This is a genomic window from Psychrobacter sp. MES7-P7E (assembly GCF_002863645.1).
GTDB lineage: Bacteria > Pseudomonadota > Gammaproteobacteria > Pseudomonadales > Moraxellaceae > Psychrobacter.
Genome location: NZ_PJBU01000100.1, coordinates 1 through 18,439, shown reverse-complemented (window position 1 = coordinate 18,439; position 18,439 = coordinate 1). Strand labels below are relative to the sequence as shown.

Here is an 18,439-nt window from a genome sequence, read left to right as displayed (position 1 = left end):
TACAGCGCTGTGCACACACCCATATCATCATATTACCGTTATTTTAATCACTGTCGTGACTTGTGCTGCTAATGGCATCTCTCATCTGATCAATTGCTAATGACCTATCTATGAATCTTACAGAATTAAAGAAAAAATCAATCGCTGAGCTATTGGCTATCGCCAAAGAAATGGGTCTTGATAATATGGCGCGTAGCCGTAAACAGGACATTATCTTTGCTATTCTAAAAACCCATGCGCGTAACGGTGAAGCCATTTATGGTGACGGCGTACTTGAGGTTCTTCCTGATGGTTTTGGATTTTTGCGCTCATCAGAAGGCTCATATTTAGCCGGTCCTGATGATATTTATGTCAGCCCAAGCCAGATTCGCCGTTTCAGTCTAAAAACTGGTGACAGTATCGCTGGTACGATTCGTCCACCAAAAGATTCTGAGCGTTATTTTGCGTTATTAAAAGTTGGCGAAATCAACTTTGATACGCCAGATCGCTCACGTCATAAGCTTATCTTTGAGAACCTGACGCCTCTATTCCCAACTGAGCATTTAAAACTTGAGCTTGGTAACGGAACCACTGAAGATTTGACTGGTCGTATCATCGATCTAATCGCTCCGATTGGTAAAGGTCAGCGTTCTATCATCGTTGCACCGCCAAAAGCGGGTAAAACGATGTTGCTACAGACCATCGCACAATCAATCACTCGTAATAATCCTGAATGCTATTTAATCGTATTATTGATTGATGAACGTCCAGAAGAAGTCACCGAGATGGTGCGTACAGTACGCGGTGAAGTGGTTGCTTCTACTTTTGATGAGCCGCCACAGCGTCACGTACAAGTGGCTGAAATGGTCATCGAAAAAGCCAAGCGTTTGGTTGAACATAAGCAAGACGTGGTGATTTTACTTGATTCAATTACGCGTCTAGCACGTGCTTATAACACGGTTATTCCATCGTCAGGTAAAGTGTTGACGGGTGGTCTGGATGCCAATGCTCTAGAACGTCCAAAACGTTTCTTTGGTGCTGCGCGTAACGTGGAAGAAGGTGGTAGTTTGACTATTATTGCCAGTGCATTGATTGATACTGGTAGTAAGATGGATAGCGTTATTTTTGAAGAATTTAAGGGAACGGGTAACCAAGAGATTACGCTTGAGCGTGACTTGGCTGAGAAACGTGTATTCCCTGCGATTAATATCAAAAAATCTGGTACACGCCGCGAAGAGCGTCTATTGGACGAAGACAAGCTGCGTAAAGTATGGATTTTACGCAAACTGCTTCAACCGATGGATGGCGTACAAGCCACTGAATTCTTGTTGGACCGCCTAAAAGAAGCGAAAACCAATGATGAATTCTTTGAGCAAATGAAGCGTAAATCACAAAACTAATTCTTAGTTAGTTTGCTAGACATATTCAGCTTCGATTTGATATTAAGACTACCTATAGGTAGTCTTTTTTATGACAGCATCAAAATATTAATGGTTAAACCCATTAGGACGTAATCTGCACTGTCGCTCACATGCGTTGCTGATGATACAGTACGGCAACATCGCTTACATCTCGTTTGCAAAGTTTAGCGCTTTTACTACGACTATATTATTAGTAACCGACTATTATGACAGACAGTAGGAATATACTTGAAAATATCATGGACATATAGTTAAGTCTTTATAAAATCGATACAGCCCATATCATGAAACAGTTTAGGTAGATTATTCTCCATCCATCCTTGGCGTAGAAACTTAGCCTGTGCCCATTTTTTCTCGATAGGGTTTAGATCAGGGCTGTACGGCGGCAGCCATAAAATACGATGACCATGTCTATTAAGTAGCTTTTGAATACGCTTACTCTTATGAAACCGAGCATTATCCATGACAATCACGCACTTGGTTTTAAGACTTGGAATAAGTGTGAACTTACACCAATCATAAAATATATTGCTATTGATATTCTGCTCAACGTACTCAAGCGCAAATAGCATTTTTTCATAGAGAGCTCCGATGACATTAGTACGTCTCGAAGCTTGCCAGTTGTAGCTATCGATACAGGGTTTACCAATCGGTGCATAGCCATGAGAACGAATGGTTTCAGCCTCAAAGCCGCTTTCATCCATATAGACAATGGGATAGCCTTGCTGCGTAAAGCGATCAAGCCTACTCTGGAATATCGCTCTTTTTATCGGACACGCTTTTGGATGTTCCAAGGTCTTTTTTTTGACTGATACCAAGACGCTTTAAAGCATTAAAGATGCCCGTTTTACTACAGTTCAAGCGACGAGCTCTTTCATAGTTATAATCATCTGGGTATCTTTTTACGTCTTCAATCAATGCGTCATCAGGTATTTTAGTCGGTGCTTTATTTCTGGTTGTTTTAGGCGCTAATTTCTTCTGCCAGCTGTGAATGGTGCTGGTGCTAAGTCCATAAAATAGCGCAGCTTCTCGTATGGTCATACCATCAGTGATGCTAGAAAGTACCTGTTTGCGATAGTCTATTGAATAAGTCATCGTTTATTTCATTAAATGCAATTGTTAATAAGATTGTATCGGTTTTATTTGGATTAGACTATAGTATGTTAAAGGTATTGTATTTTAAACTTGATGACTTAATAGGTGATAATATGAAATTTGCTAAAACGATCGCAATGACTGCAATTACTAGCTCAGCCCTAATCATGACTGGTTGTAACTCTTATAGCGGTATGAGCAATACAGCTAAAGGTGCTACCGCTGGCGCAGCAGCTGGTGCTCTTATTAGAAGCAAAGGCGACAGCAAAGATATCGCTCGTGGCGCATTGGCTGGTGCAGCGATTGGCGGTGCTGGTGGTTATGTTCTTGACAACAACTAAATCTTTCTACGCTGATATTATTTGACAATTGATTGAGTAATATCAGATAAAAGATGATAAAAAAGCCTGCAATTCGTTGCAGACTTTTTTATGTCTTAATTTTGATTATAAGTCCATGCGCTAGACTTATAATCAAAAACATTAGTATTAGAAATACATCATTAGTCAAATACACAGTTATTAATACATATGGCCATTAAAGTGCACCGCTGAACGTATCGCAAGATTGTACATTACCGCTTTCTAGACCACGGGTGAACCATTCGACACGTTGTTGACTGGTACCATGAGTAAAGTTATCGGGCACTACTGCACCACCACTCGCTTTCGCTAGACGATCATCACCAATTTGACTAGCTGCATTCACCGCTTCATCAAGATCTCCAGCTTCTAAAAACTGTACACGCTCTTGATTGCGCTGTGCCCATACACCAGCAAAACAATCCGCTTGCAACTCTTGCAATACTGATAGCTTATTGGACTGTGCTTGGGTCACTTGCTGACGAGCTTCATTGACCTGTTGGCTAATGCCCAGTAGCGTCTGAACATGATGACCGACCTCATGCGCTATCACGTAGGCCTGTGCGAAATCGCCAGCCTTGCCTTGGTTCTCTTCACCACCAGAGCCTTGCTGATCGCCTGAAATACCAAGATTCTGACGCATCTCTACAAAGAATGACGTATCCAAATAAACAGTCTGATCCCCTGGACAATAAAATGGACCGGTTGCAGAGCTAGCACTACCACATGCTGAGCTGACCTGACCATTAAACAAAATCAATGACGGTTCTTGATAAGTACTACCAGCTTCATTAAAGATTTGATGCCAGACTTCTTCTGTATCTGCTAGTACAACTTTCACAAATTGCGTGTCTCGGTCTGTGCTGGTTGCCAGCTCAGTAGATGATTCACTGCCACCACCTGTGACCGCCTGACCTGTCTGTAATGCGGTCATTGGGTTTACCCCAAATACCAACCATAAAATACCAGCGATAATAATACCGCCAATACCACCGCCGAGCATCTTACCGCCACCTGTGCTAGAGCGCACATTCGAGCTACCTCGTCTACCTTGCCATTTCATAATTCTATTCCTCAAATATAGATTGATTCGTTATTTCTACTAACCACTATCTCTATTAACCACTACTTCTATTAATCTTTACTTATGTTATATGTTATTTGGCTGGTTAATCCACGCTATGACCTAGTCTACTATCCTAAAAGCAAGTAGAAACCCATAAAATTGCTAACTTAACTAGGATTTATGTAATATAGGACCATAATCGGACTATTTAATTCAATTCTCACCCATAAAAACGGGGCTAATATCGAAAATTCGAGACAAAAAATGAGAACCAAAAGAGGTCTTAATCCCTCTGATGTCATTGATTATACGTCGATTAATCTAGCCTCTTGTATTAAAAAGTATATCGGATAGAGAAAGTAAAATATTATTTTAAATTTTATTGTTACTTAATTGTACAGGCTATTTCTATTTACTTAGAAAACCTATAGAATGCGTGGAAGCTGAGTAGCTGCGACTAAGACTAGTTGAATTCTGAAGAAATCTCGGATTTCGACCTTTGTTGCTGCTACTGCTCATTTCATTTTTCCGGAGAAAACCATATGAAACTTAAATTACTTGCTCTAGCTGGTATCATGACTGCAACTATGGGCCTTACTGCCTGTGATAGCAGCAAAGAAAACGCTGCTGAAGATTTATCTGACGCGCAAGAAGAAGTGCAAGACGCTTCTGAAGAGCTAAACGAAGCTGCTGCTGAAGGCGAAATGACTGCTGATGCTGACGCTGCTGTTGCTGGCGCTGAAGCTGACATCGCTGATGCACAAGCTGCAACTGCTACTGACGAAATGGACGCTGAAGTTCCTGTAGACGGCGATACCACTAGCGTAGACGTAGCTAGCGAAACTGATACTGCTGCTGTTGAAGCTTCTGACGAAGTAGTAGTTGAAGAAGCTCAGTAATTTATTGTTCATACAATAGATAAACTGTAGTAAAAAAAAGAGAGCCTATGCTCTCTTTTTTTATGTCTATCATTTATGAATTTAGTAGGATTCTACTTTATAGATAACTCTAATATAAGATGCGTGCTGCAATATCGAAATATATAGATGTACGCAAAAATAACTAAGTGCAAATACGCACTAGCATTCTTATAAACTCACGATAAAACAGACACACTATCGTTCAGCGCAGTGCCAAACTAAGTATTAGCTATCAAACAAACGCTCGTCAACCTTCTGACGAAATTTTTGCCCTGTCTTAAAAGTAACCACACGGCGTGCAGATACTGCAACAGGCTCCCCTGTTTTCGGGTTACGGCCTGGACGGCTGTTTTTATCTTTAAGCTCAAAGTTGCCAAAGCCTGAAAACTTGACCTCTTTGCCATCAATCAAACTCTCTGACAGCTCATCAAAAAAGTTCTCCACCAGACAGCGGCCTTCTTGGCGTGTTAGGTTTAGGTGACTCATCAAATGCTCAATCATGTCAGATTTGGTTAAGGTGCTCACAGTACGACTCCTATGCTATGTCGTGATGTCGAATATCATGGTTTAGCGGTATGAGGGTTAAGGCTAGCTATTATAAAGGTTTTTTGACCGTTTTTTAACAAAGTCTTCATTAAAATCCTTTATTAATAACTACTTAACTTATTCTATGAATAGCAATGCTCCGTAGCCTCATGGTAAAAAGACTACAGAGCATTGGGTATAATACTTACTAAATGTTAGCTGTCGCGCAGCTGTACAGAATGCTGGCCAGTTAGCGCTTGTACCACTTTATCTGTAGCAGCCTTAACAGCTTCGTCAGACAACGTTTGCGTACTGTCTTGCCATATCAGTGCAAACGCTAGTGAGCGCTGGCCTGCTGGTACTTTGTCACCTTGATAAACATCAAATAACCAAAGATCAGTCAGCATATTACCTGCTGCAGCTCGCACGGTTGTCTCTAGCGTCTGCAAACTGATGTCACTGTCTACCAAGATAGCAATATCACGGCGTACCTGCGGGAACTTGCTTGGTGTTGTGATAGCATGCTGCTCACGTGCAATCGTCAATAGCGGTGCCAGTGACAATTGAGCGACCCATGTATTCGGCAGATCTAATTGCTTAGCAGTATTTGGATGCAACTGACCCAACCAACCAATATATACATCATCAATATACAACTCAGCGCTTTGTCCTGGATGCAGGAAGCTTAGCGTACTACGCTCGTAGCGGATACGTGCGCTATCGATTTGTGCTGGTAATAGCTGCTCAATGTCATGCTTTAGGTCATAAAAATCTAACGCACGGTTTTGATAAGCTTGCTCGCTCCATATATCACCAACTGCGACGAAAGCAATACTTGGCGTTTGTACTAAGTCACTAACACTTTGTCCAACAAAGCTAAGACCCGTTTCAAAGAAACGTACACGTGGCTGTTGACGATTCAAGTTATATTGCACGCAAGGTAATAGGCTCGATAGCAAGGTACGACGCATAACCGCCAAATCACTAGAGATAGGGTTTGCCAGTGCCAACACCTCCCCTAGCGCTTCGTCATCAAGCAATGCTTCTAGTTTTGCATCACTAAAGCTAAAGCTAATCGCTTCCATATAGCCGTTGTCGACTAATGATAGCTTCATTTCATGGGTTAAATCTGCAGTATCATCATAATCCATGCTGACTTGCAAATGTGGCAGGACGCTTGGAATATTGTCATAGCCATAGATACGAGCAATCTCTTCGATTAAATCCTCGCGGATACTCATATCAAAACGGTAAGATGGCGGCTTACAAATCAGTGAATCGCTTTGCTGCTCTACGTCAAAACCCAGTTGGGTCAAGATACGTACCATCTCAGATGGCTCAATATCAATCCCAATGACATCGCTAACTTTCGCGATTGGCAATGTAATCGGTGCGCGTGCTGGCAAATGCTCAAGATTTTCGGCCGTGACTATTTGTCCTGCTTCCCCGCCAGTAATACTGGTGATTAAATCACAAGCTCGTGCCAACGCTAATGCTGGCAATTCAAAGTCGACGCCACGCTCAAAACGCTGAGATGCGTCCGTATGCAGCCCAAAACGGCGTGCGCGCGCAGCGATAGCTAACTGATTAAAGAAAGCACTTTCTACAACGATATTGGTAGTGCTATCGGTGACACTGCTACGCTGACCACCCATAATGCCAGCCAGTGCCAAGGCACCTTTGTCATCAGCAATCACAAGCTCGTCACCGGTCAAGGTAACAGTTTGCTCATTTAGCAAAGTAATGGTTTCATCAGGCTGTGCCAAACGTACAACGATATCACCTTCGATCGTGTCTGCGTCAAACGCATGTAACGGTTGACCCAACTCCATCAACACATAGTTGGTCACATCGACCAAGAAATTGTGTGAACGTAGGCCTGACTGTACTAGCGCATCTTGCATCCATTTTGGAGTATCGATGCTACGGTCAATATTGCTAATCGACTGCAGCAGATAGCGAGGACACGCTTCCTTTGCATCGACTGTCACGGCTGGCGTTGCAGCAGTGCCAGCAGTATTGGCCGAGATTTCTGGCATTTGTACAGGTAAATCGTTGATGACTGATATTTCGCGAGCGATACCACGTACGCTAAAGCAATCACCACGGTTTGGGGTGATAGAGATATCCAATATTTGATTATCTAGACCTAGATATTCACGGATATCAGTACCGATTGGTGCATCTTCAGGCAACTCAAGCAAGCCATCTATATCATCGACTAAATCAATTTCAGAAGCGCCACATAGCATGCCATTTGAGGCCACACCGCGTAGCTTACTCTTTTTGATTTTAAACCCTTTCTTATCATCGCTTGGCAATACCGCACCAACGGTAGCAACCGGTGCTTTCATACCGACGGTCACATTAGGCGCGCCGCAGACAATTTGTAATGGCTCAACATCGCCGATATTTACTTGAGTAACACGTAGTTTATCTGCATCAGGATGCTGCTCAACACTGATGACTTCACCGACTACCACACCGCTAAAAGCACGGGCAACCGCATAGCGATCATCAATTTCAAGACCTGCCATAGTCAACTGTTCGGCTAACTGTTCGCTAGTATTTGTAGGGTTTACCCACTGACGTAGCCACTGTTCGCTAATTTTCATAAATATCTCGGATCAGAATTTTATAATAAAGATGTTGGAGTAAAGCTTGGCGAATTCGCTTGCTATAGTCAATCCTATATAAATTAGATACAATGTCAGGCTCGCTCAGTCTACGATTTGTAGCACTTTCACTCACGTTCCTTGGATCTAAATTATCTTAAACTGACTATATAGGTATAAAGAAAACTCTAGCCAAATTGCTTTAAGAAGCGCACGTCATTTTGGAAAAATAAGCGCAAGTCATCAATACCGTAATAAAGCATCGCAAAGCGCTCGATACCCATACCAAAAGCAAAGCCAGTATATTTATCGCTATCAATACCGCAATTGGTTAATACCTGTGGATGCACCATGCCGCAACCCATCACTTCAAGCCACTTGCCATTGTCATCTAAGATATCCACTTCTGCAGAAGGCTCAGTGAACGGGAAAAATGACGGACGGAAACGTACGGTCAGCTCTTTGGCAAAAAACGCTTCTAGAAACTCACTGATTAAACCTTTTAGCTCAGCAAAAGTGCTCGACTCGGTGACCATAAGGCCTTCTAGCTGATGGAACATCGGCGAATGAGTTTGGTCTGAGTCATTACGATAAACACGACCTGGGCAAATGATGCGAATCGGCGGCTCATTTTTTTCCATGGTACGAATCTGGACAGGACTAGTATGCGTACGCAATAGATAATGCGCATCAAAATAAAAGGTATCATGCATCGCGCGCGCAGGATGGTGCGACGGGATATTTAACGCTTCAAAATTATAGTAGTCGCTCTCGACTTCAGGGCCGGTTGCGACATTGAAGCCCGCTTGAATAAAGTACTGCTGCATACGCTGAGTAATCATGGTCACTGGATGCAGATGACCTTTTTGACCACCGCGAGCAGGCAAAGTAATATCAATGCTCTCGCTTTCTAACTTGGCATTGAGCGCTGCGACTTCTAGTTGCTGCTGTTGGTCTGTCAGTGCTTGCTGAATGCGGCTACGCACTTGATGCAACCAGCCGCCATAAGTTTTTTTATCGTCAGCATCGAGCTTGCCCATCTGCTTTGACCAGCCCGTTAACGAACTTTTTTTACCAGTCAATTGCACACGCAAATCTTGCAGTGTACGCGCATCAGTTACTTGTAGGATTAGAGCTTCAGCAGCACTCGCAAATTCGGTAAGCTGAGCTTCGTTAAGCTCATTGAGCTCTGAAGACAAGGTCGGTAGCGCCGACAAGTCGTTGGTGGCAGCAGGGTTAGTCATAAGACGCATTATTCCTGATTTGAACGGACTATTAATTGTAGGGATTTGACCAAATATTGCAAACCATTTATCCAGTTATGTTTATATAAAAAATTGATATAAAGGCTGGTTATAAGAATGGCTTGAATATTTAGACGATGATAAGCGTATTTTTGCTCAACAAGGTTCAATATAGAGCACGCTTAAAATAATTTAATATAAAAAAAGCCACCGACCAGCGGTAGCTTTTATTAATATCATACTATTAATCAATATTAGTCCTATCCATTTAGACAATTGCTTATAAATAATTATTTAAAAGCATCATACCTAAAGGACGGTTAATATTTAGGCCAATTCCGCTTTTGCTTTTTCGACCAATGCTGTGAAAGTCGCTGCATCATGCATAGCGATGTCTGCTAGAACGCGACGATCGATTGCGATGTTTGCTTTTTTCATGCCATTGATGAAGCGGCTATAGCTTAAGCCGTTTAAGCGTGCACCAGCATTGATACGTGCGATCCAAAGACGACGGAAAGTACGTTTCTTGTTGCGACGGTCACGATAAGCATATTGACCAGCTTTGGTCACTGCTTGTACCGCTACGCGGTAAACACGTGAACGGGCACCGTAGTAGCCTTTTGCGCGCTTTAAGATTTTTTTGTGACGGCGATTTGCCTGTACACCACGTTTTACACGGGCCATAATTTACTCCAAGATTTTTTAATCACTGTTAAGCGAGTGATGATGCCGTTAAATAACAAACATCATTGTCAGATTGCAAAGTCAAATATTTTCAATCAAAGATAGATGACGGTAGGCTATTAAATGTATGGGCACATACGACGAACTGCTGCTTCGTCAGACTTGTGCACCAACTTAAGACCACGCAATTGGCGAATACGCTTAGCTGATTTCTTGGTCAAAATATGGCTTTTGAATGCTTGCTTACGCTTGAAGCCATTCGCTGTTTTTTTGAAGCGTTTAGCTGCGCCGCTTCTGGTTTTCATCTTAACTTTCATGATGATTTGCCTCTTTTTCTGTTTTAGAACCTGGTCGTCAAATAGTCATACTGAATAATCGTTATATAAATAACCACTAAACCTCTATTTGCCTCGAGGTGGGAGGCGCTATTTTAGCAGATAGTGCCTTGTTTTGCCAAGTAAAGTTTTGGCGAGGTTTTAGTAGACAATATAGACAAGTAATCAGCATCAAATAAGCGATAGCAGCTCTCCTAAAAACGCTAATAAAACGGCTGATTTTTATCCAAATAGATTGAATGTCAGCCTAAGCTGTGCTTTAGTAGAGACTAAGCTATATCTTCATATAAACCCTATTAAAACCCACTTTTTCACCGTGAATACTTAGGCTGTAATGTATAGTCATAACGATGATAACGATAACAATGCTGCCAACCTACAGCACGATAAGTAGAATAATCTTTGGCCATCACTCTAGGAGATAGTGTGTCAAAACAAGAGTTAGTATTCGACGACGACTTGTTTGTTTTTGAGACAGTGATGCGTGTGCGTCATACGGAAGCCGACGCAGGACAACACATGACGGTCGAATCTCTAACAGCACTATTGTCCGAAGCACGGCTAAGGTTTCTATATGCTAAAGGTGTCAAAGAAATCAACGCAGACCATCAAGGCTTGATAATAGATAAATTGCAGCTAGATATTGTAAGCCGTATCCGCGTACGAGAAGAGCTGTTATTTGAAGTTGGTGTTGAGCCAATATATGATAATGGCGGTAATATAATCCTAAAGGTCACGCGGATGCACACGGGCGAAATAGTAGCAAAAGCGCGCCAGCATTTTAGAGGTTACGACTTTAACCTCAATAAAGTGACTAAGCTTGATAATACGATTAAAGAAGCGTTGTATCCGCATTTATTTAGACTGTAGAATCGCTTATTATCAATAGTATGCTGTTCATTTAGATTTAGCATAATTGCACTCTATAGCGCATTTAGCTGACATCATATTGCTAGCTGTCAGCATATTGCAGAGCATTTCAGATAATCTCCCCGCTTTAATCATAAGTAGTATAATTGCTTATCACTCTTTTTCACTTTCTACCTATAAGACGACAAATACATTATGACTTTACCTGCTTGGCTGACTGCCGTAACTTTTAATGATGATGGTTTGATTCCTGCAATTGCTCAAGATCATCAGACAGGTCGTATTTTGATGATGGCGTGGATGAATGCAGAAGCATTGCAGCTAACCGCGCAAACCCAAACAGCGGTTTATTTTTCACGCTCACGTGCCAAGCTGTGGCATAAAGGTGAGTCATCAGGTCATACGCAAACTGTGCATGATATTCGTCTAGACTGTGATGCAGATGTGATTGTGCTTAGTGTCACTCAGGCTGGCGGCATTGCTTGCCATACGGGACGTGAATCTTGCTTTTATCAGCGGTTGGATTTATCAGGTCAAACGCCTGTATGGCAAACTGTCGATAAAGTATTAAAAGACCCTGCAGATATTTATCATTCTCATGACTCTACTAGCGAAACTCTTGAAATTGAAAACACTGGTTCGAATACTGATTCTACTGATATGTCTCAATCACAATCTGTTACTGCTCAAGCACAAGTCGATAAAGTTTCTGTCTTACAGCAGCTTGATAGCGTATTAGCAGAGCGCAAACAAGCCGATGCCGACAGCTCTTATGTCGCCAGTCTGTATGCTAAAGGATTAAATAAGATATTAGAAAAAGTCGGTGAGGAGAGCACAGAGAGTATCATCGCTGCCAAAGATTTTGCTAACTGCGATGAGAGTACAGACAAAGCAAGCTACGATGAAGCTCGTCATGAGCTAATCTATGAAGTCGCCGATGTCTGGTTCCATACCTTGGTTGGACTGGCATGGTTTGATATAGAGTCGGATGCTGTGTTAAACGAGCTAGGCAGACGTTTTGGGTTATCCGGTATCGATGAAAAAGCCGCTAGATAAGCCTAAATAAAAAATAAACGTCTATTTTATTTGATTATTGTTGCTTTCACCTATTTGTAATAAGTGCAGGTTATAATATAGCTCTGTTTTATCTCGCATTATATGTCGATGCTTTTTGTTTGCTAGATAGACCTTTTTGCAGACTAAAAGCAGGCATATAAAGACTGAAAACCAAGTCACAAAACTAGGTCACAAAACCAAGTCACAAGGATACCATTATGGGTAGTTTTTCTATTACACATTGGCTGATACTATTGGTAGTTGTCGTTGTCGTGTTTGGCACCTCAAAACTCAGAAATGCTGGTAAAGATTTGGGCGGTGCTGTTAAAGGCTTTAAAGAAGCTGTTAAAGATGAAAATACAGAGCATGCTAAGAAACACGCGGTTCTTGACCACGATACAACGGCACACACTGAAGAGCGCTCAACCACCAAAGTTGATGATAAGCATAACGTATAGCATCTAAACAGTGACATCGGACCATTATGTTTGATATCGGGTTTTCTGAACTACTCCTCTTTGGCGTTATCGCCCTAATCGTACTGGGCCCAGAAAAACTGCCGCAGGCAGCGCGCACGGCTGGGCAATGGTATGCCAAAATTCGCCGCACAGTCTCAACATTGCAGTCTGAAATAGAGGCTGAGCTTGACTTGGCTGAGACACGTCAGCAAATGCAAAAAGAACTGGCCAAAATTCGCCAGACCGAAGCTGAGATGAGGCGTGAAATGGCTGAAATGCGCGGCAATATGAAAGCTTTTGAAAGCTCACATAGTCCTGCTTCGATAGCTTCTGAAGCATCTACGAATGCTGAAAATAGTAAGGGTGACGAAGCTCATGAAAATAACCGCACACAAAAGCAGCAACCAGCCACGCCAAAAGCATTCGACTATGCTTATGCCACTGAAGAGCAGCCAGATACATTAGAAAATGGTCACTTATCGAAGCGCGGTCACAGCGGTGACGATGTGGATGATGCAAATGTAGGTGATGCAAATATAGGTGACAACGCCAAGGCAGCGCCAGTTGTTCAGACCATCACTACCCGTCCATGGGAAAATATGTGGTTTCGACTTGGTGCTTATGACAAAGCACGTCGGCTCCCAATGCCGCCATATGTGCCAAACTATAAAGCGGACGCTCTACTCAACAGTCCTGCCAACATGCAGACTTCTGACCATAAGCAGGAGACTGATTGATGTCATTATTCAAGCGCAAAAAAAGTCGTCAAGAGAAAATCGCCGTTACTGACCCAAATGTCATTGATCAAGAAGCTATTGATCAAAAAACCCTCAATAAAGGTGCTGAAGCAACGACCAATACCACTCAAGATAAAAAATCAGAGGATATTTTAAGCCCTTTGGCTGATATGCCTATTACCGAGCATTTGATTGAGCTGCGTCGGCATTTGATCAAAATATGTGTGGCAGTACTGATAATATTTTTAGGTTTGGTCGGTTATTCGCGCGAGCTATATAACTTATTGTCTGACCCGTTGGTGGCACAGTTACCCGCCAATTCGACCATGATTGCCACCGATATCACGTCAAACTTTATGGCACCGATACGTCTGACCGTATTCGTAGCCGCGTTTTTGGCGATGCCCTACATTCTTTATCAAATTTGGTCATTTGTAGCGCCCGGTCTGTATAAAAAAGAAAAGAAAATCGCTATTCCAGTGCTGCTATCCTCTATATTTTTGTTTTATGCAGGCGTGGCTTTTTCTTACTTTATTGTGCTCAAAGGGGTCTTAAAGTTCTTTATCATGTTTGCCCCGCAAAACGTACTACCCATGACGGATATCGACAGCTATCTCAGTTTTGCCTTAAAATTATTTATGGTATTCGGCTTAACGTTTGAGATTCCAGTTGTCACTTTGCTATTGATATTGGCAGGTATTGTCTCCATTCAGAGCTTAGAAGAAAAACGTCGTTATATCATTGTAGGCTGTTTTGCTGTGGCTGCCGTTGTCACGCCGCCAGATGGTGTATCGATGCTCATGCTAGCGATTCCGATGTGGTTGTTGTTTGAGCTTGGTTTGTTTTTGGCGAAGATTTTGATCAAAGAAGAGCCCAGTCCTACTCTCGTGTCGTCAGACAAAGAATAAAACACTTATCAGTCTAATCTAGACTAAAATAAAGTTATTGATTACATATAGCTATGCGTTAAACTACCATTACACCGTTTTATTCTTGCCTCATTAGTAAGCTGATTGCTTATTATCACGTTTTAGCATCACCATCATCTATAAGCCATTGTTTACCCAGTGGCTTTTTTTGCCCCTTTTATTTTTAATCAATTTTTGTATTTAGGTAGCTTTATTATGTCCGCATCTATGCCAGCTTATATGAGCGATCCCACTGACGAGCAGCTGAGCGCGCTGAATATGGCGATGGATCACAAGTCGTTTAAAGTGGTCGCTTATGCGGGCGCCGGTAAGACAACGACGCTCAAGCTAATCGGTGAGCGCTTACGTGGCCGCGGACTGTATCTAGCCTTTAACAAAGCGATCGCCAATGATGCTCGTTCAAAGTTTCCGCCGCATGTAGAGTGTCGTACTTTTCACTCATTAGCTTATCGTCATGTCGCTCGTGATATTACTGCCAAGCTGTCGTTGCCGCGCTTTTCACCTAAGCGTCTCGGTGATGATTTAGGACTACAGCCTGTACAAGTACGTCGACAAATGGATGGGGTTAATAAATACATTACGCTGACACCCGCACGATTGTCTCGGTTCGTCAGCGATGCGGTAAGTAATTTTTGCAGCACGCATGCCAGCTACCCTGCGCCAAGGCACATACTCTTCCCAAGTTGGCTCGATGACTCAGATGCAGAGCAGCTGCGCGAGATGCTCTACCCCGCTGTTGAGCAGCGCTGGTTACAGTCGATTGATGCGCGTCACCCTGCTGGTATTGGCCATGATATTTATCTCAAGCTTTGGGCGTTGTCTAAGCCCAGTATTCCAGCGGACTTTATCTTATTTGATGAAGCCCAAGATGCCGATCCCTTGATGATGGGTATCTTGACTCAGCAGTCGAGACAAGTCATCTATGTGGGCGATGCACACCAGCAGATTTATGAATGGCGCGGTGCGGTCAATGCGATGAAAAAACTGCCGCTACCGCAGACATTATTGACACAGTCTTTTCGCTTTGGCGAGCCGATTGCAGAAGTGGCCAATACCTTATTAAAAGCGCTACAAGAAGACGTACCGCTAAAGGGTAATCCAAACAAGCAATCCTCTACCGATAAGGGCATGGTACACAGTAAGAAAGATGCTATTTTGTGCCGTACCAATGCTGCTGCTATGTCGCAACTGTTGACAGGATTAAAACACGGGCATCGCGTGGCGCTACAAGCGGATACCGACCGTATGCTCAAATTCTGTCAGGCAGCCGAAAACTTAAAAAATGGTAAATCGGCTTACGGTGTACCTGAGCTGGCTTATTTTTATAATTGGGGTGATGTGCAAGAGTACGCCGAAACCAATGAGGGTAGCGACCTCAAAACACTGGTCAAACTGGTCGATGACCACGGTACAAATGTACTAAGCCAAGCGGTCAATAGTCTGACTAGCATTGAAAACGCTGACTATGTCATCTCTACTGCTCATAAAGCCAAAGGGCTTGAATGGGGAAAAGTACAACTAGATGATGATTTTTACTACGATGTGACAACCAATGCAGTCAAGATCAGTCCAGAAGAGCTGCGTTTGCTTTATGTTGCTTGCACGCGTGCGCAAAGCAATTTGGATATTCATAATATTAAAGACTTGATATCAGGATTACAGACGGGCAAAAAAGTGATTTTTGGTAATACTTAATTACCCTACACCTTTGTCAGCCTCAAGTTTTATTCAATCTCTTATAACGACCCTTTAGCAGTGAATCACCAGCATGAATAATAGCCAGCAACTTCAAACGCGTCAAAATACTATTAATCAGTTATTTGCATCTCCCGTGCGTTTGCTCGCGCCTATGGAGGGCTTAACCGATCCATTAATGCGCCAAATCTTAACCCAAATTGCGTCTGACTTGGGGTGTCCTTATGATTGGTCGGTCAGTGAGTTTATTCGCATCACTCAGCACGTCTTACCTGCGCATGTGTTTTATAAATATGTGCCTGAGCTACATCATGATGCCAAAACGGCCTCTGGTACGCCCATTCATGTACAGATTTTGGGTAGCGAAGCACAGCTTATGGCCGAAAACGCCGCGTACGCTTGTGAGCTCGGTGCGCCTGCTATCGACATCAACTTTGGATGTCCTGCAAAAACAGTAAATAGCCATCGCGGTGGTTCTGTATTGTTAGATGAACCTGAAACCATGTATCAGATTATCAGTGCCGTACGCCAAGCCGTTCCCGCTCACATACCAGTATCAGCTAAGATTCGCTTGGGCTACACCGATACCAGTCGCATGGATGATATTCGCGGCGCAATTGCTTCTAGCGGCACTGATTGGCTCACCATCCATGCACGCACTAAAACCCAAGGCTATAAGCCGCCCGCCTATTGGGACAAAATTCAGAGTTTTAATGCGCTCGATATTCCAGTCATTGCCAATGGAGAAATTTGGAACTTTGAGCATGCGCAAAACTGTATGACGCAAGCAGGTACACAGCATTTAATGTTAGGTCGCGGCGTAGTAACGCGTCCTGATTTAGTGGCACAGGTTGATAATGATACTGAAAAAAGTACTAACAGCGTAGAGAATACGGCTACATTGTTATGGCAAGATTTAATCGCGCATCAGATCAAGTTTTTGGAAGGTGAAGCAAAGAACGATGTGGTATTGGTCGGTCGTTATAAACAATGGCTAGGCATGCTTACCAAAGGCTATGTTGAGGCACAAACAGTGTGGGAAAGTATCAAACGAGAAAAAAATAAAGCGGTGATTATTAGCGCCCTACAAGCAAGCGTACGAGATTAATCACTTGCTTGTATTTGAGCGTTTTGGCGGTTACGGGTATTTTTACTAGGGTGTGTCCTCATTTCAAAAATGGAGATAAAAATGAGATAAATTGCCGTCAAACGAGAAAAATAGCGTAGATAATATCGAGATACTAGCAAGCGATTTGACGCTGTTTGGCAAAACTTAGCCATTTTTAATCCGTTTAGATAACTGTCTTTTGAATTGAGGACATGCCCTAGACGCTGACTCGTATCGCTAAATAAAATAGCATTAGACAGCAGGTCATTGATAATACCCAAAGGATAGAGCGGAACATTGCCAAATTAGTAATATATGCCACACAAAAACCAATTCGTATCATCACATACAGCCAAGCCAATACGTTGATAATCGACTGCGGTACAAAGAACAGCATCGCTACCAACACTGCCGCCAAAAATACTGGCAAGGTTTCATAGCTGTTTTGTTGTGCTGCATTAGCACGTGCTGCCATGCCTGTCACATTTTGAAAAAATTCGCGAGGATGTGCATTATTTCTGATTCTAAAGCCACCAGATACTTTCGCAACGATTGACACCGCCCATGGCAATAGACTTGCTACCACCATGGCTAAAATGGCAGACGCCACTTTATCAGTTACCAACTCAAAGAATGCACTTATCATTATATAAGTCCCTAGCCTGCAACCACTTCGAAATCATGGGTGATATTGACCCCACCTGCTACTAACATACGGCTGGCAGAACAGTATTTTTCTGCTGATAACTGGATGGCTTTTTCGACTTGTTTTTCTTTGACATCTTGACCAGTGACAACGAAATGCATATGAATATCAGTATAGACCGCTGGTACAGTTTCAGCGCGCTGGGCGGTTAGCTCACAACGTACATCCGTCACTGCTTGGCGTGATTTTTGTAAAATCTCTACGACATCATAACTGGCGCAACCACCTAGTCCTAGCAAAATCAGCTCCATTGGGCTTGAGCCTTTTTCTTTATCAGCATCGATTTGTACATTATGTCCTGATGGTGACACGCCCATAAAAGCTTTATTCTCTTGCCATATGACGCTTGCTTTTGATTCTGACATTGTAGATGTTCCTTATTTTAAATGGCGTATTGCCTATTATTATTGTGTGAATGATATATTGCTCAGCTAGTGTAGCACAAGCCAAAGCAAGATTTTATAGGCTCATTGTTTTGCTGTTAGCTCGCCAGTGAACTCTGTACTTTTACCACTTTATACATATCGGAATATTGAAGTTCGATAGCTTACTAAATAATCGTATGTCCATACGTCTATTACTACTCTTCAACTCTTGCCTAAAAATACTGTATAAAAACCTACAAAAGTTTGCT

The 18,439-nt window shown here is 42.6% G+C and carries 20 protein-coding genes; 10 read left to right on the top strand and 10 right to left on the bottom strand.

All coding sequences use genetic code 11. The features are described from left to right. Positions 1–110: 110 nt before the first annotated feature. The gene (rho, locus tag CXF62_RS08565; RefSeq protein WP_055125334.1) at positions 111–1,379 is read left to right on the top strand and encodes a transcription termination factor Rho; all 1,269 of its coding nucleotides are present in this window, start codon (positions 111–113) and stop codon (positions 1,377–1,379) included. A 272-nt stretch (positions 1,380–1,651) separates the two neighbouring features. On the opposite strand, the gene CXF62_RS14860 is transcribed toward rho, so the two are convergent. Both CXF62_RS14860 and CXF62_RS14855 read right to left on the bottom strand, forming a co-directional pair. Beyond that, positions 1,652–2,194: an IS630 family transposase gene (locus CXF62_RS14860; protein WP_416220487.1), complete on the bottom strand. Its 543-nt coding sequence runs from the start codon at positions 2,192–2,194 to the stop codon at positions 1,652–1,654. After that, positions 2,145–2,495: an IS630 transposase-related protein gene (locus CXF62_RS14855; RefSeq protein WP_101204408.1), complete on the bottom strand. Its 351-nt coding sequence runs from the start codon at positions 2,493–2,495 to the stop codon at positions 2,145–2,147. Before CXF62_RS14855 ends, CXF62_RS14860 begins: the two co-directional genes overlap by 50 nt. A gap of 113 nt (positions 2,496–2,608) precedes the next feature. Here CXF62_RS14855 and CXF62_RS08550 point away from each other — a divergent pair, with 113 nt between their 5' ends. After that, on the top strand, positions 2,609–2,836 hold the full coding sequence (locus CXF62_RS08550) for a hypothetical protein (RefSeq protein ID WP_101204904.1): 228 nt from the start codon (positions 2,609–2,611) through the stop codon (positions 2,834–2,836). 196 nt (positions 2,837–3,032) lie between these two features. Here the strand turns inward: CXF62_RS08550 and CXF62_RS08545 are convergent, their stop codons facing one another. Further along, positions 3,033–3,920, bottom strand: a complete 888-nt coding sequence (locus tag CXF62_RS08545) for a KPN_02809 family neutral zinc metallopeptidase (protein WP_102093902.1) — start codon at positions 3,918–3,920, stop codon at positions 3,033–3,035. Positions 3,921–4,465: 545 nt separating this feature from the next. On the opposite strand from CXF62_RS08545, the gene CXF62_RS08540 reads away from it, so the two are divergent. Beyond that, positions 4,466–4,822, top strand: coding sequence for a hypothetical protein (locus CXF62_RS08540; RefSeq protein ID WP_057761933.1), 357 nt, complete (start codon positions 4,466–4,468; stop codon positions 4,820–4,822). Between the two features lie 246 nt (positions 4,823–5,068). On the opposite strand, the gene CXF62_RS08535 is transcribed toward CXF62_RS08540, so the two are convergent. The 5 genes from CXF62_RS08535 to rpmI all read right to left on the bottom strand — a co-directional run bounded on the left by CXF62_RS08535 (position 5,069) and on the right by rpmI (position 10,228). Next, positions 5,069–5,368, bottom strand: coding sequence for an integration host factor subunit alpha (locus CXF62_RS08535; protein ID WP_102093900.1), 300 nt, complete (start codon positions 5,366–5,368; stop codon positions 5,069–5,071). Between the two features lie 215 nt (positions 5,369–5,583). Continuing rightward, positions 5,584–7,983, bottom strand: a complete 2,400-nt coding sequence (gene pheT / locus CXF62_RS08530) for a phenylalanine--tRNA ligase subunit beta (RefSeq protein WP_102093899.1) — start codon at positions 7,981–7,983, stop codon at positions 5,584–5,586. Positions 7,984–8,171: 188 nt separating this feature from the next. Beyond that, positions 8,172–9,227 (bottom strand): phenylalanine--tRNA ligase subunit alpha, encoded by a 1,056-nt coding sequence (gene pheS / locus CXF62_RS08525; protein WP_102093897.1) that lies wholly within the window; start codon positions 9,225–9,227, stop codon positions 8,172–8,174. 327 nt (positions 9,228–9,554) lie between these two features. Beyond that, positions 9,555–9,911 carry a 50S ribosomal protein L20 gene (gene rplT / locus CXF62_RS08520; protein ID WP_011281252.1) on the bottom strand — a complete coding sequence of 119 codons (357 nt, stop codon included), beginning with the start codon at positions 9,909–9,911 and terminating at the stop codon, positions 9,555–9,557. Positions 9,912–10,030: 119 nt separating this feature from the next. Beyond that, positions 10,031–10,228, bottom strand: coding sequence for a 50S ribosomal protein L35 (rpmI, locus tag CXF62_RS08515; protein WP_057761939.1), 198 nt, complete (start codon positions 10,226–10,228; stop codon positions 10,031–10,033). Between the two features lie 444 nt (positions 10,229–10,672). On the opposite strand from rpmI, the gene CXF62_RS08510 reads away from it, so the two are divergent. From CXF62_RS08510 to CXF62_RS08480, 7 genes are all read left to right on the top strand, one after another. Then, positions 10,673–11,116, top strand: a complete 444-nt coding sequence (locus CXF62_RS08510) for an acyl-CoA thioesterase (protein ID WP_102093896.1) — start codon at positions 10,673–10,675, stop codon at positions 11,114–11,116. A gap of 195 nt (positions 11,117–11,311) precedes the next feature. Beyond that, complete coding sequence (gene hisIE / locus CXF62_RS08505; RefSeq protein WP_102093894.1) at positions 11,312–12,172, top strand: bifunctional phosphoribosyl-AMP cyclohydrolase/phosphoribosyl-ATP diphosphatase HisIE; 861 nt, start codon at positions 11,312–11,314, stop codon at positions 12,170–12,172. Between the two features lie 218 nt (positions 12,173–12,390). Beyond that, positions 12,391–12,630, top strand: coding sequence for a Sec-independent protein translocase subunit TatA (tatA, locus tag CXF62_RS08500; protein WP_102093892.1), 240 nt, complete (start codon positions 12,391–12,393; stop codon positions 12,628–12,630). 26 nt (positions 12,631–12,656) lie between these two features. Beyond that, positions 12,657–13,367 carry a Sec-independent protein translocase protein TatB gene (gene tatB / locus CXF62_RS08495; RefSeq protein WP_101204897.1) on the top strand — a complete coding sequence of 237 codons (711 nt, stop codon included), beginning with the start codon at positions 12,657–12,659 and terminating at the stop codon, positions 13,365–13,367. A 170-nt stretch (positions 13,368–13,537) separates the two neighbouring features. After that, positions 13,538–14,275, top strand: coding sequence for a twin-arginine translocase subunit TatC (tatC, locus tag CXF62_RS08490; protein WP_371548113.1), 738 nt, complete (start codon positions 13,538–13,540; stop codon positions 14,273–14,275). Positions 14,276–14,491: 216 nt separating this feature from the next. After that, on the top strand, positions 14,492–15,991 hold the full coding sequence (locus CXF62_RS08485; protein ID WP_057761950.1) for a UvrD-helicase domain-containing protein: 1,500 nt from the start codon (positions 14,492–14,494) through the stop codon (positions 15,989–15,991). Positions 15,992–16,064: 73 nt separating this feature from the next. Further along, complete coding sequence (locus CXF62_RS08480; protein WP_102093889.1) at positions 16,065–17,099, top strand: tRNA dihydrouridine synthase; 1,035 nt, start codon at positions 16,065–16,067, stop codon at positions 17,097–17,099. Between the two features lie 217 nt (positions 17,100–17,316). Here CXF62_RS08480 and CXF62_RS08475 read toward each other — a convergent pair whose 3' ends face one another. Both CXF62_RS08475 and CXF62_RS08470 read right to left on the bottom strand, forming a co-directional pair. Beyond that, positions 17,317–17,745, bottom strand: a complete 429-nt coding sequence (locus CXF62_RS08475; protein WP_416220486.1) for an MAPEG family protein — start codon at positions 17,743–17,745, stop codon at positions 17,317–17,319. A gap of 11 nt (positions 17,746–17,756) precedes the next feature. Continuing rightward, positions 17,757–18,170: an OsmC family protein gene (locus CXF62_RS08470; RefSeq protein ID WP_102093887.1), complete on the bottom strand. Its 414-nt coding sequence runs from the start codon at positions 18,168–18,170 to the stop codon at positions 17,757–17,759. Positions 18,171–18,439 lie beyond the last annotated feature (269 nt).

Bases quoted from the DNA above. Each gene is read 5' to 3' on its own strand.
- rho (WP_055125334.1), top strand. From the start codon at position 111: ATGAATCTTACAGAATTAAAGAAAAAATCAATCGCTGAGCTATTGGCT.
- CXF62_RS14855 (WP_101204408.1), bottom strand. From the start codon at position 2,495: ATGACTTATTCAATAGACTATCGCAAACAGGTACTTTCTAGCATCACT.
- CXF62_RS08550 (WP_101204904.1), top strand. From the start codon at position 2,609: ATGAAATTTGCTAAAACGATCGCAATGACTGCAATTACTAGCTCAGCC.
- CXF62_RS08545 (WP_102093902.1), bottom strand. From the start codon at position 3,920: ATGAAATGGCAAGGTAGACGAGGTAGCTCGAATGTGCGCTCTAGCACA.
- CXF62_RS08540 (WP_057761933.1), top strand. From the start codon at position 4,466: ATGAAACTTAAATTACTTGCTCTAGCTGGTATCATGACTGCAACTATG.
- pheT (WP_102093899.1), bottom strand. From the start codon at position 7,983: ATGAAAATTAGCGAACAGTGGCTACGTCAGTGGGTAAACCCTACAAAT.
- pheS (WP_102093897.1), bottom strand. From the start codon at position 9,227: ATGACTAACCCTGCTGCCACCAACGACTTGTCGGCGCTACCGACCTTG.
- rplT (WP_011281252.1), bottom strand. From the start codon at position 9,911: ATGGCCCGTGTAAAACGTGGTGTACAGGCAAATCGCCGTCACAAAAAA.
- rpmI (WP_057761939.1), bottom strand. From the start codon at position 10,228: ATGAAAGTTAAGATGAAAACCAGAAGCGGCGCAGCTAAACGCTTCAAA.
- hisIE (WP_102093894.1), top strand. From the start codon at position 11,312: ATGACTTTACCTGCTTGGCTGACTGCCGTAACTTTTAATGATGATGGT.
- tatA (WP_102093892.1), top strand. From the start codon at position 12,391: ATGGGTAGTTTTTCTATTACACATTGGCTGATACTATTGGTAGTTGTC.
- tatB (WP_101204897.1), top strand. From the start codon at position 12,657: ATGTTTGATATCGGGTTTTCTGAACTACTCCTCTTTGGCGTTATCGCC.
- tatC (WP_371548113.1), top strand. From the start codon at position 13,538: ATGCCTATTACCGAGCATTTGATTGAGCTGCGTCGGCATTTGATCAAA.
- CXF62_RS08485 (WP_057761950.1), top strand. From the start codon at position 14,492: ATGTCCGCATCTATGCCAGCTTATATGAGCGATCCCACTGACGAGCAG.
- CXF62_RS08480 (WP_102093889.1), top strand. From the start codon at position 16,065: ATGAATAATAGCCAGCAACTTCAAACGCGTCAAAATACTATTAATCAG.
- CXF62_RS08475 (WP_416220486.1), bottom strand. From the start codon at position 17,745: ATGATAAGTGCATTCTTTGAGTTGGTAACTGATAAAGTGGCGTCTGCC.
- CXF62_RS08470 (WP_102093887.1), bottom strand. From the start codon at position 18,170: ATGTCAGAATCAAAAGCAAGCGTCATATGGCAAGAGAATAAAGCTTTT.